The organism is Bdellovibrio sp. HCB209, assembly GCF_047306065.1.
GTDB lineage: Bacteria > Bdellovibrionota > Bdellovibrionia > Bdellovibrionales > Bdellovibrionaceae > Bdellovibrio.
Map to the genome: position 1 here is coordinate 314,728 of NZ_CP178618.1, position 12,512 is coordinate 327,239.

General features: G+C 45.1%; 12 protein-coding genes. 6 read left to right on the forward strand and 6 right to left on the reverse strand.

Annotated elements, in window-relative coordinates:
• Window positions 1-27: 27 nt before the first annotated feature.
• On the forward strand, window positions 28-1,029 hold the full coding sequence (locus ACLVWP_RS01640) for a cation diffusion facilitator family transporter (RefSeq protein ID WP_413559609.1): 1,002 nt from the start codon (window positions 28-30) through the stop codon (window positions 1,027-1,029).
• A 6-nt stretch (window positions 1,030-1,035) separates the two neighbouring features.
• On the forward strand, window positions 1,036-1,746 hold the full coding sequence (trmB, locus tag ACLVWP_RS01645; RefSeq protein ID WP_413559610.1) for a tRNA (guanine(46)-N(7))-methyltransferase TrmB: 711 nt from the start codon (window positions 1,036-1,038) through the stop codon (window positions 1,744-1,746).
• Here trmB and ACLVWP_RS01650 read toward each other — a convergent pair.
• The gene (locus tag ACLVWP_RS01650; protein WP_413559611.1) at window positions 1,737-2,024 is read right to left on the reverse strand and encodes a 2Fe-2S iron-sulfur cluster-binding protein; all 288 of its coding nucleotides are present in this window, start codon (window positions 2,022-2,024) and stop codon (window positions 1,737-1,739) included. The genes trmB and ACLVWP_RS01650 overlap by 10 nt on opposite strands.
• A gap of 97 nt (window positions 2,025-2,121) precedes the next feature.
• Between ACLVWP_RS01650 and trxB the strand changes: the two genes are divergently transcribed.
• From trxB to ACLVWP_RS01665, 3 genes are all read left to right on the forward strand, one after another.
• Window positions 2,122-3,069, forward strand: a complete 948-nt coding sequence (gene trxB / locus ACLVWP_RS01655; RefSeq protein WP_413559612.1) for a thioredoxin-disulfide reductase — start codon at window positions 2,122-2,124, stop codon at window positions 3,067-3,069.
• A 26-nt stretch (window positions 3,070-3,095) separates the two neighbouring features.
• Window positions 3,096-3,593 carry a response regulator transcription factor gene (locus ACLVWP_RS01660; protein ID WP_413559613.1) on the forward strand — a complete coding sequence of 166 codons (498 nt, stop codon included), beginning with the start codon at window positions 3,096-3,098 and terminating at the stop codon, window positions 3,591-3,593.
• A gap of 167 nt (window positions 3,594-3,760) precedes the next feature.
• Entirely contained in the window at window positions 3,761-5,050 is a 1,290-nt protein-coding gene (locus ACLVWP_RS01665) for a hypothetical protein (protein ID WP_413559614.1), read from the forward strand.
• Between the two features lie 53 nt (window positions 5,051-5,103).
• On the opposite strand, the gene ACLVWP_RS01670 is transcribed toward ACLVWP_RS01665, so the two are convergent.
• The gene (locus tag ACLVWP_RS01670; protein ID WP_413559616.1) at window positions 5,104-8,184 is read right to left on the reverse strand and encodes an efflux RND transporter permease subunit; all 3,081 of its coding nucleotides are present in this window, start codon (window positions 8,182-8,184) and stop codon (window positions 5,104-5,106) included.
• Window positions 8,185-8,296: 112 nt separating this feature from the next.
• Here ACLVWP_RS01670 and ACLVWP_RS01675 point away from each other — a divergent pair, with 112 nt between their 5' ends.
• Complete coding sequence (locus ACLVWP_RS01675) at window positions 8,297-9,076, forward strand: hypothetical protein (RefSeq protein ID WP_413559618.1); 780 nt, start codon at window positions 8,297-8,299, stop codon at window positions 9,074-9,076.
• On the opposite strand, the gene ACLVWP_RS01680 is transcribed toward ACLVWP_RS01675, so the two are convergent.
• The 4 genes from ACLVWP_RS01680 to ACLVWP_RS01695 form a co-directional block, all read right to left on the reverse strand.
• Window positions 9,073-10,161 carry a hypothetical protein gene (locus ACLVWP_RS01680; protein ID WP_413559620.1) on the reverse strand — a complete coding sequence of 363 codons (1,089 nt, stop codon included), beginning with the start codon at window positions 10,159-10,161 and terminating at the stop codon, window positions 9,073-9,075. The two genes, ACLVWP_RS01675 and ACLVWP_RS01680, sit on opposite strands and share 4 nt — an antisense overlap.
• Window positions 10,162-10,244: 83 nt before the next feature.
• Complete coding sequence (locus tag ACLVWP_RS01685) at window positions 10,245-11,105, reverse strand: PilZ domain-containing protein (RefSeq protein WP_413559622.1); 861 nt, start codon at window positions 11,103-11,105, stop codon at window positions 10,245-10,247.
• Between the two features lie 132 nt (window positions 11,106-11,237).
• Window positions 11,238-11,900: an HAD family hydrolase gene (locus ACLVWP_RS01690; protein WP_413559624.1), complete on the reverse strand. Its 663-nt coding sequence runs from the start codon at window positions 11,898-11,900 to the stop codon at window positions 11,238-11,240.
• 26 nt (window positions 11,901-11,926) lie between these two features.
• Window positions 11,927-12,472 carry an OmpA family protein gene (locus tag ACLVWP_RS01695; RefSeq protein WP_413559626.1) on the reverse strand — a complete coding sequence of 182 codons (546 nt, stop codon included), beginning with the start codon at window positions 12,470-12,472 and terminating at the stop codon, window positions 11,927-11,929.
• Window positions 12,473-12,512 lie beyond the last annotated feature (40 nt).

Sequence of the window (12,512 nt, forward strand, 5' to 3'; positions counted from 1 at the left end):
TTAAGAGGGAACAATCAAAACCCTCTTATGGTCACAACTTCGTCCACTCACTCTGACAAAATTCGCAATAAAGCCGCATGGGTTTCAGCCATCGCAAGCTTTTTGATTTTTGCGATGAAGGTGGTGGCCTATCGTATGACGGGCTCAGCGGCTGTCTTGTCTGACGCTCTTGAGAGTATTGTGAATGTCATTGCCTCGTTGGTGGCTCTTTATGTGATTTGGTTTTCTGCTCAACCTGCGGATCGTGAGCATCCCTATGGGCATGGTAAGGCCGAGTATTTCTCTGCCGCATTTGAGGGTGGTCTGATCTTTTTTGCGGCGATTTTGATCATCTATGAATCGGTCAAGGCGTTGCTCTTTCCTCGTCCTCCGCAGCAGCTGGAAATCGGTATTGCGATTGTTTCAGGGGCTGCATTTTTGAATCTCTTGTTGGGGCTTTATCTTAAGCGTGTGGGGAAAGCTCATCACTCCGATGCCTTACAAGCAAGTGGGGCTCATGTGCTTTCCGATGTCATAACCACAGCCGGGGTTATTGTTGGTTTGGGCTTGGTTTTGCTGACAGATATTCAGTGGCTCGATCCTGTGATTGCAATTCTGATTGGTGTTCAGCTGGGGTATTCCGGTTATAAAATCGTACGTGAATCCATGGGTGGTTTGCTGGATGAAATCAGCGAGGACTCTTTGAATGATTTGTGTAAGGCCCTAGAGGCTAACCGACGTCCTGGAGTTATTGATATCCATGAACTTCGAATCATGCGCAATGGCCGCTTTCACCATGTGGATGCGCATTTGGTTGTGCCGGAGTACTGGGATGTAGCTAAAGTTCATAGTGAGTCTCAGGATTTCGAGCAGGCGGTGGTCAGGGATTATGTCTTTGACGGAGAGCTCGCGTTCCACGTGGACCCTTGTAAAAAATCCTACTGTCCTGAGTGTGATATGCCTGATTGCCCGATTCGTTTGCAGCCATACCAGGGACGTCATCCCTTCACAGTGAAAAGCTTGACCGAAGAGGTCCCAGCGTCTAACTAGTGGGGCATGACAGACGCCTCTATTTCCACTAAACGCAGAATCAATGTTACTACCGATCTACCTCACCAAACGGACTACACGTTGGCGTTGAATGGGGAGTATTCTCATATCGCTTTTGATGAAATGCGTGTTTTGGCGAATAAAGGTAAATGGCGTTCTGACGTTTTTAAAGTCGATGCCAATGTGCCGATGGATTTGGAAGTTGGAACTGGCAACGGAACTCACTTTGCTCACTATGCTCAAAAAAATCCAAACCGCACGGTTGTGGGCTTAGAGCTTAAGTACAAACCATTGATTCAAACAATCCGTCGCGCTGATAAAGCGGGTTGCAGAAATGCAGCAGTGGCTCGTTTCCACGCGTTCAATTTGACTGATATTTTTCAGCCAGGTGAAATCGATAACGTATTCATTCACTTCCCAGATCCTTGGACTTCTCCTAAGAAGCCAAAAAATCGTTTCGTGCAAAAGATGAATTTGGATTTGTTGTTTGATCTACAAAAGCCAGGCTCAATCATCGAATTCAAAACAGACTCTTTGGTTTATTTTGATTGGGCGATGGATGAGATTCGTTTAAGCAAGTACAACATCTTGTTTGAGACTCGTGATTTGCACAACTCTCCGATTAAGGCTGAAAACTTTGAAACAGCTTTCGAGAAAATCTTTTTGCGCGAGGGGATCTTGATCAACTTCGTGCGCTTACAAAAGCCTCACCAGTAAGTTGCGTCCACAGTGATGTCGCCTAAAACTTGAACCTGGCAGCTAATGCGGCTGTCGGAGGCGACTTTCTTGGTTTCTCTTAGGAATTTTTCTGTCTCATTTTCGGGCGTCAGGTTTTCAGCACCCGAAATTATCTGAATGCGACATTTCGCACACACGCCATCACCAGAACAACTCGAGGCCACCGGCAGACCGCAATTAAGCAGGGCTTCCATGAGGTTCGCTCCCGTTTCAACGGTGACCGGAGTTCGGTTTTTCTTAAAAGAAATCACAGGCATGCCCTATTGTAGCTGACGCGGTCCAAAACAAGCAAAGAAGTAATGAAAAGGGTCCTAATTGTGATAGGCTTTAAGCGTTTATTCCCACGAGGTATTTATGTCTGAAGCTCAAAAAATTGAAAATGTCATCATCATCGGATCTGGACCTGCGGGTCTGACTTCCGCTATTTACACTGGCCGCGCAAACTTGGAACCTCTTATGATCGAGGGCGAGGAAGCCGGTGGTCAGTTGATGATCACTACTGAAGTTGAAAACTACCCGGGCTTTGAGCACGGTGTAACTGGTCCTGACTTGATCGCTGTGATGAGAAAACAAGCAGAGCGTTTCGGCACTCGCTTCATCACTCGCAATGTGACTAAAGTTGATTTCTCTCAGCGCCCATTCAAAGTTTGGATCGGTGAGAAACTTCACTTGGCTAAATCGATCATCATCTCTACTGGTGCTAGTGCTAAGTACTTGGGTTTGCCTTCTGAAAAAACTTATATGAATCGCGGCGTTTCTGCATGTGCAACTTGTGACGGTGCTTTCTTCCGCAATCAAGAAATCATCGTTGTCGGTGGTGGTGATACAGCTATGGAAGAAGCGCAGTTCCTGACTCGCTTTGCCACTAAAGTTTACGTGGTTCACAGACGCGATCATTTCAGAGCATCTAAAATCATGGCTGACAGAACTATGAAACATCCAAAAATCCAAGTTATCTGGGATTCAGAAGTTTCAGAAGTTTTGGGTGATGGTAAATCAATGACGGGCGCTAAAGTGAAAAACCTTAAAACAGGCGAAGTAACTGAAATGAACGTGACGGGTCTATTTATCGCGATTGGACACAAACCAACGACGGATTTGTTCAAAGGCATCATTGATATGAATGAGACGGGTTACCTAGTAACTCAACCGAACACGACCTACACAAACATTCCAGGTGTATTTGCAGCTGGAGACGTGCAAGATCATGTATACCGTCAAGCGATCACAGCAGCCGGCACTGGCTGTATGGCAGCGATCGATGCAGAACGCTGGCTAGAAGCCGAAGCTCACCACGCTTAATATCGGGACTTTTTTAAAAGGATTTTATGAAAGACAAAAGAATTAATACCAAGGATTTGGTTAACAAGATTGAGAAGATCACGAAGGCTCGTATTGCGAGTCAGGACGTGGTTGATTTGGATCAGTTTCGTGAAGCTAAGAAAAAGCTAGATCCAAAAGTGATCTTGGTGATCGAAGATGACGAAACGATGCGCTCGGCGATGAAAAGAATCCTTGAGAGCGAAGGTTACGTGACGAAGCTTGCTGCTGATGCCACGGAACTTTCGACTGTTTTGGATGATCATCCGGTGGATTTGATTTTGTTGGACGTAGGCCTTCCTTGGGTGAATGGTTTTGAGCTTGCTCAATTGTTGAAAGAGCACAAAGACCTTAAGAAAATCCCATTGGTTTTCGTTTCAGGAAAAGCTTCTGAAGAAGACATGAAAAAAGCCTTCGAAATCGGTGCTGATGATTACATCAAAAAACCATTCGATGTGGACAAACTTAAAAAGACAGTGGAGACACTGCTTAAGATGAATCCGTAGTCTCAAATAATTGAATATTAAATGGAAACGGCCTGCAGATTTGCGGGCCGTTTTCTTTTAGTCAACATTCTGATAGTTACACCCGAGTTTCGTGGTCCAGTTTTATTTCTCCTATTCTACCGTTTGGGTGTCGAACATCATAACCTTGATGGATCCAAGGAGAATTTATGAAGTTGGCTTTCGGTAGTTTGTCAGTGGCTGCTTTGACGGCGGTGTTTGCAATTGGTTGCTCCCATAAAGATGTTTCTAAAACAGAGATCGTTCCTCAAAATACAGGCATCGTTTATCTGACGGCATCTGACAGAGCTCCAGCAGGTGCTCCAGAGCTTAAGTGGACACGTGGTTCAGCTTATGTAGCAGTTCTAGGTACAAGCCCAGAGGGCACTTCCACTCAGGAAGTGAAAGTCAATCAAGAGATGATCTGGACAGAGGCGGAGTTCTTTACTGATTACCGTTCTGAATATCAAGAAACAGTGGTTCCGGGAACTTGCTCTGATTTCCAATGCTCTACAGGCGCGGGCAAAAGCCAATTGTGGGATGCATTCTATTCTGCACCGGGCGACAAAAAGTCAGCTGCTCTTGATGCGGCAATCTCAGGTATCGGCGAAGTTTCTGCAAAAGCTCTCGTAGCTAAAGGTTACTTTAAATCAAAACCAAAATCTTGGAGTGAATTCACTCGCGAAATCAATACAGCTGCGGATCGCGGAGTGATTAAGAAAAGTGTTGCGACAATGGTTGTTGAAAATAACCGTTATGAAAACATCACGAAACTTGGCTATGCAGGAAACTCTTGCCAAGAAGTTAAGAGAACTTGTGATCTTTACATCACAAAACTTGTACAAGTACCTTTCCAAAATTCACGTGAAGTACAAAAGCGTCGTATCGTTGAAACAAGATCTTTCAAAGTGACTCTAAATATCTCTGGCTCTTTGCTACTACCTTCAGAGAAAGACACAGTTTCTGTAAAAATTGATGAGACTGGTAAAGTCGTGGCATTGGATAGCCAAGGGTACAATAACTACGCTGTTGCTTCTCAAGCAGTGAATGGCCAACAGGTGGTAGTAGAACTTAAAGCGATCAACCGTGTTCTTCGTCCTCTTTCAAACAATATGATTCGCCAAGAGTCATTCGTGTTGGTAGGTGACAAGCCGACATTTGTTTTGGATATCGATCCAGAAATGATTCCGGGTAAAGAAGATCCAAATGCTCAACTAGTTATCGATTACACAGTTCAAGTTTGCGAATACGGCTGGACTGGTACTTGTGGTTTTTCTTCTTGGAAAAATGCAAAAATGGACAGCGCTGTGATTACGGCAGCTCGTACGGTGATTCCAGTGGAAGTTCCACGTAAACATAAAGCACAAATCTTGTATCGCGTGGCTCGTAAGAACAGTATTTTCTTTGATAGCAAAGGTTTGAACGAACGCGAATCAGATGAAATCAAAACTGCAAAATAGTTTTAAATAGATTGAAAAAAGAAAAGCCCGGGGAGACCCGGGCTTTTTGCGTTTTAGAGCTTAACTTCTTTGGTTCTTTCGAGAGGCGAAAGTGAGAGGTATAAGGCTGGTACTACGAACAATGTTAGTAGTGTCGAGATGATCGTACCACCGATGATCGCAAGACCCATTGGTAAGCGAGTTTCAGAACCGATGCCTGAGCCGAATACCAGAGGAGTTGCGGCTGCTACAGTTGCAACCGAAGTCATTAGGATTGGGCGCAGACGAACGGGGCAGGCTTCGATGAGGGCGGCGACAATGTTTTTATCTTTGCCTTCGTCCTTATGATGTTGCCGCGTTTGATTCGTAAATTCGACGAGCAGGATCGAGTTCTTTTTCGCGATACCCATCAATACGATCAAACCGATAAAGCTGAACAAGTTCAAAGACACATCAAACATCCACAGGGCCATCAGGGCTCCGCTGACCGAGAATGGGAGGGCCATCAGAACCGAGATCGGATGGATGAAGGAGTTGAATTGTACAGCTAGGATCAAGTAAGCGACTAAGATACCCACTGCCAATGCAGAATAAAGACTTTGGAAGGATTGAGCAAAGCCTGCGGATGCTCCCTCTAGTGCGAAAGAATATCCTGGAGGCAGGATTTCTTTAGCGATAGCTGAGGCTCTGTCTAACACCTTGGCTTGGGATTGACCTGGATACAAGTTACCAAAGACAGAGATCGCTCGTTGACGATTTACACGGCTGATACCTTGGATCGCGCCGTCTTCCTTGATGTTAACAAGCTCTGACATTGGAACCAGATTTCCAAAGTTATTGCGAACATAAAGATTTTTGAAATCACTCGCTTTAGTTACTTGGTCTTCTTTTATTTTAAAGCGGATATCGTAACGACGGCCGTCAGCTGTGTAGCGACCTTGACGAAGACCGCCAACACCGGCCTGAAGCAATTGACCGACAGTCTCAATCGAAACGCCTCTGGCAGCCATCTTTGCACGATCTGGAGTAATGATAAGCTCCGGAATACCTGAGCGGAAATCCGTATCCAAATCCACCGCCAAGTTTTCTTTTTGCAGGCGGGACATTAGCTCCTCTGATTTTTCCTGAAGGACCTTAAGATCCGCACCGCGAAGGTTGATTGCGAGAGGATTCTGACGGCCTGAAGAAAGATTTCGCGCAGAAATATCACGCATCGAAATTCTCATGCCTTTAACGGCTTTAAATTCCTCACGCAATTGGGTCATGATTTGCGTATGAGTGATATTTCTTTGAGCGCGTGGCTTCAGACTTACTGGCATGAACGTCTGATTGACGAAGGAGCCGCCGCCGCCTCCACCAATGGAAACTACAAATCCTGCGACATTTGGATTCTTGTGAAGGATTGCTTCGATTTGCTCATTCATTTTGCTGGTCGCATCCAGGGATGTTCCTGGGGGAGCCTGCGCATTGATGATAATGAAATCTTGATCTTGCGCGGGAACGAATTCTTGGCGGACTTTTGTAACTAGGAACAACGAGACACCAAAGAAAACCATCGAAACAAAGACGATGGAAAACTTCCAATTCAACGTTGATTTTAGAACTCCCTGATAGGAGTGAGCGAATTTTTCAAATAACACGTCCAGATAGTGTTCAAACTTAGAAACCTTAGGCTCACTGCTTAGGAAGGCTGCCGCACGCATCGGTGTGATGGTCACAGCTTCAAGAAGTGATAGCAAAACGGCAGCACTCATGGTGATACCGAATTGGAAGAAGAACTTACCGATGATTCCATCCATGAAAACTACCGGAAGGAATACGGCAACAACCGCGAGAGTCGCCGCGATTGCAGCAGGTAAAACTTCTTTCGATCCATCAGAGGCCGCTTTCGCAGAGCCTTTACCCATCCTATAGTGGCGGATGATGTTTTCTAAGAGCATGATCGCATCGTCCACGACAATGGAAATAGAAAGAGTCAGGGCAAGAAGCGTAAAGAGATTTAATGTAAAGCCCGAGAAATAAAGAATCGTAAATGTACCCACAATGGAGGTGGGTATCGAGAACAAGATATTGATCGCGGCAGGTATGCTTCCTAAGAAGAAGAAACACACAACGATAGTGATAAGGGCCGCCACCCAAAGTTTTTCAAGAGTTAAATGAACTGTCGCTTCTGTGGAGCGAGTGAAGTCCACGTTGATGCGGTAGTTGTAGCCTTCGGGGAAGCTATCTTTGATGGATTCAAGTTTATTTTTTACTGCAGCAGCGACTTCGACTTCGTTCGTACCACGCTGTTTGCGGACTTGCAGGGCTACGGCTTGATGTTTTTCAAAGCGGGCAATACGGCGAACATCTGAAAGGCCATCTTCGACGGTTGCGATGTCTTTGATATAGATCTTAGCATCGTGAATACGTTGGCCGCCGCGATTGATGATTTGGATATTACTGACATCGTGAACGGTAGACGCTTCACCCAACCAGCGAACACGAAGTTCACGTCCTTTTTCGGTGAATTGTCCCGCGGCACTTTCTAAATGTTGAGTCGTCAGAGCGGAAACAACATCATTTACCGTCAGATAGTACTGTTGCAGTTTTTTATTATCGATCCAGATACGTAGATTTCTTTCGCTGAAACCACCGATGCTGACTTCGCCGATACCAGGAAGGAAGCGCAATTGATCTAGCAAGTAATTGTCAGTCCAGACCAACATGTCTCTAAGAGAAGCATCACCGTAAACGGAGACGATCATGATCGGGTCTTCTTCAGGATTCTGCTTACGAACAACCGCAGGGTCGACACCTTGTGGAAGGCGCAATTGGCTCAGAGCTGTTTGCACCTCTTGCAATACGACGTCAACGTTACGATTGATATCGAACTCAAGAGTGACAGTTCCTGTGCCTTGACGAGCAGATGAACGCATTTCTTTGATGCCTTCGATGGCAAGCAAACGTTCTTCGATAGGATCGACGAGTTCGGCCTCGACAATCTCAGGGGCAGCACCTTCATATGTTACTGAAACGCTGACGATAGGGAAGTCGACGTCAGGTAATTGGCTGATACCCATGCGGTTCATGCAGATGGCACCAAACACAATCAGGGCAAACATGATGACCCAGGCAAAGACGGGTCGACGAATGGAAAGATCAATCAAGTTCATGTATTCCTCCGTGAAGTATCTAGCATCCCTAGGGATTCCGATGAGATCAACCTCTTTTCCAGCTAATTAATTTAGGATTGTGAATTGCATAGTTATGAAGTCGGAGACTGAGATGAAAATTAAGAACATTTGGCTTTCAATAGGAGTAGCCCTATTTGTCGCTGTCACTTTTGTAGACAGTGGCTATGCCTATGCAGTCTCTATCGATGAAACTTCACAAATGGAAATTTCTATTCTGAAAGATCATGGTTTTCAGGAGTGGAAGTGGCCCGACTCCAATTGTGAGAATTGTCAGATTATGCTGGTGCCAACACAGAACCAGGTTCGCACAGAGAATGTTCGTAGATTTATTCAAGCGCTTGCGATGAATAAGGCCGATCTGCAAAAGCTCTACAAAATAGGCGGCGAAGAATACACATTACTAGCCCATATCTCCGTGGGAATCTTGGGTCGCGAGACTTTGTTCGGTGAAAGTGCTCGTTATAAACTTAAGGAAGCCGCGCCTTGGGCTGTTAGCCTTGCGAAGTTAATGCGTGCCTTGTCTTCAGGTAAAGATGTTGATGAAAACAGTCGTGGTCTGACGCAGATTAAATTTCTTCCTCAAGCTGTCGTAGATAAATACGGAATCACCTCAGACAATTTGGATATTCCTGAAAATGCAGCGATTGCGACGATGGGATACTTGATCGAGGCGTTGCGCCAGTTGAAACACAGAATCAAAATCAATGATCTAAGCCACATTACTCCAGATAAGTATGCTGACTATTTACCGTATATTTATTTTGGTAGAACGGGTGCTCTTATCAATAAGACCGCAATCCCTGATCAAAATGCCTATGTGATTGCACTTCGTAAGTACATGGCAATGATTCAAGTTTACGAGCGCCCTTAGTTTGCGATCGTCATTCCCGAAATACATTTCGTATAGAGGCTAGTTCCAGAGAATGGAACCGTATGCACGCGTGACAACGTTTTCGAAGTCGCATCGAAAGTAAACTGCTCAATACCATTAGCAAGAGCTGTTGATCCATTTGCCACGAATAGCAAACCTGTCGAAGCATCATAAGTCATTGCCGACATACCTCTTAGCACAGATGTGTTTTCATAAGCCTTAGTGCCACCAGAAATTGTACCGGATGTTTCATTCACATCATATGTGTAGATGTAATCTTGGTTTGCTGTATTGCTAGAGTACGCAACCAAAAGGTATCCGGTGCTTGGTGCTGTTGTGGAGGGGATATAGGCCATCGCTGTCGGAAATGTTGTCGTTGCCGGTGCTGATACTGCAGAAGAACAATCTGCATTCGTTGAATATCCGCTAGTGCTATTCACGAAAACCACACGATTGTTGGGATTCGCTGAAGCGTGTGCGAAAATATACTTGGAATTTGGTAGAGCGACCACTGCACTGATCAGAGTATTATTTGCAGTCCCACATGTACCACCAGCAGGGGCGTTGATAAATGGATTTGCGCCCACAGTCACACGACCTTTGCTGGAGCTGACTTTTTCAGCTGCAACACTTTTTGAAATCAACAAGCCACCATCTGGTGTACGAACCATACCGCGTACGATGTTTGTCGCTGTCGTCGTGAGGATAGTTGAATCACTCAACCAAGTAGAGAACTGGTTGTCGCCCTTTTTCTTAACCATATCAATGCGGCGAAGATTGCTGGTGCTGTTTTCGATCAATACCAATAAGTTCTGATCATCATAACTAACAACGCTCTGAGGGCGATCCGCACTGTTCACAGTGTTATAGTCCATGACGATTTCTTCGATCACACCAGTCGACAGATTAATTTTATTAACTGTGCGTGAAGGCGTTTCTGCGGTGAGTCCGCTGCCGACATAACAAGTTCCGGATGTGATGTAGAGATGAAGACCCGAGCTGGAAGACTCTTCCACCTTCGGCTCACAGGCACCAAGACCAAAGCATAGGCATAACATCATTGTAGCAGCGGCAAAATTCTTCATGAACTCTCCTAGAACGTGCTTCGTCTTGAGATCGGAGAGTTGTAAAGAAATCTTTAATTAAGATTCTTAAATATATTTGATTTTTATCCAGCTGCTTTTTTATCGCGAACTTGAGCTTCGAGGTAAGACCTTAGTAGAGAATCAAGCTTTGCCGTCATATCAGAATCCTGCTCGATGAACATCAGGCGGCGCGGATCCGTCATGTCGCCCACGATCTTTGCTTTGAAAAGCAGACGACCGCGAGAGGAATCTTTTTCGTAAGGATTTACGATGATCAGATCAAAAGGGATATTTAAAAACTCACGAGGAATTTCTTTTTCAAGCTGAGTACCGCTGATGGAAATATCCTTAGAGTGAGTACGGAAAGACTTTGTTTTTGAAACTAGTATGATTTCGATTTTGAAGTAATGACGAGTGTCCTTACGACGATCAGAATCTTCGTTTCTAGAAATGCTTTCTTCGTACACTTTTACTTTGTCGGGAGCGGCGATTTTATTGATTTTGGAAATATCCAAATCATCACCGTTGAAATCGTGGTGGTAATAGCCATAGTCCATCGGAGCAGAGCTCTTAATGGCCTGTCCATCACTCACGCGAGTAAAGAATCCTGACTTAGTCACTGTCGTATGAGTCATCGTTGGATCAGCATCACCACCCAACTCGATAAGAGCGGTCTTGTCGTCGTTCTTAGGAGCGATGATATTAGTGACGGTCTTGCCACCTGGTTTTGGTGGTTTCGTCATTACGAAATAGTTCTGACCGGATTTCAAAAACTCTTTAACCGAAGTCCAATCTGGCCACCCTGGTGTCCAGATGAAGCATTTAGGATAATCGGCTTTCTTTAACGACAACAAAAAGACCTGTGCCTGAACAACAGACATTGGCTTTGATTGAATCTTCTTTTCGGCGTCGTAAAACAGCCAAACTTTCCCTTGGGTCTTCATATAGAAATTTATCGGATAACGGGGAACACACTTAAGGCATCTGGACCATCATTTGTGAATCCAAAAAATACTCCAAATATATGGGTTTTGGCGTGCCTCATTTTGAGAATAGAACGCAAATTTGTATCGCGTTTACATGTGAGGAAAGAGTTCTTTGAGTAAACGAGGAAGCTCGGAATATCGCTTCAGAAAGGCCTTTGGCTCGTACTGTCCGAGTATTGTGGGTGTTGTGTAGCCGAACTCGATCGCGAGCGAAGGAACCCCAGCTCTTTGCGCAGAAACCATATCAGGAATTCCGTCACCGATCATCACTGTGTTTTTCGGATTGTGACCAGCAAGTTTCATCATTGTGTTCAATGGCAACGGACTTGGTTTGCGTTCTTCTAAAGTGTCCGCTCCAAAAACATTGATCCACGGGAAGCGATCTAGTCCCAGATGTTTGATGATAATTTTCGCGGGAACTTCATTCTTGTTGGTGATGATAGCCATGGGGCCTGCATAGTTATCTAAGAAATTTTCTACCTCAGGATAAATCTGAGTTTTGTTAAGCATTTCCTCTTCGTAGATTTTTAAGAACTCGGCCTCTAGGTTTATCACATCAGCGGGGGAGAGTTGATCGCCCATGAAAAGATCCGCTAGAAGTTTTTTCAAACCTTCACCAATGTGGGAAATGATCTGTTGATCGCCGAGCGTGGGCTTACCGTGATTGGTAAGAGTGCGATTAACCGCAACGATAATGTCAGGTGCCGAGTCAATCAGAGTGCCATCTAGATCAAAAACTAAAAGTGGATTCATGGACTCTTATTAAGCCTTGAAATTTTCTAGCGCACAATCTCAAAGTCAACGCGGCGATCAGCAGCAGCTTTAATTTTTGTGCCTGGGATGATGGTGTTGGTTGCTCCCACGCCGATGGCTTCGACTTTGTTGGCGGGAACTCCTTTGGAGATCAAATAACGTCGAACATTTTCAGCCCGACGTTCAGAGAGCTGCATGTTACGAGAATCATCACCACTGGAATCAGTCACGCCAGTCAGACGAATTTTTTCAAAAGAGTTTAGCGATTCGTTGATCTCGTTAGCGATTGTATCCAAGGCGTTTTTAGTAGAGGCCGTGAGTTCGGCGCTGGCATAATCGAAACGAATATTTTTGGAAAGCGTTGCATAGCGAACACTGTTTTGTAGGTCTTGAGTGGTGTGACGTAAGGCGGACTCAGGTGGGTTTTGCGGACTCACTCTTACCGGACGAAGAAGGTACTCATCATCCCGACTTGTTTTTGAGGAACATGCCCCGGTAGCGCCAGCCAAAGCTAGGCTCATGAGGAACTGAATGGCCAATTGGGTGCGCTGTTGCGCGATGCCAGTAATCATATGATCCTCCATGATCAAGTGATGCTGTCCTTTTCAGGTT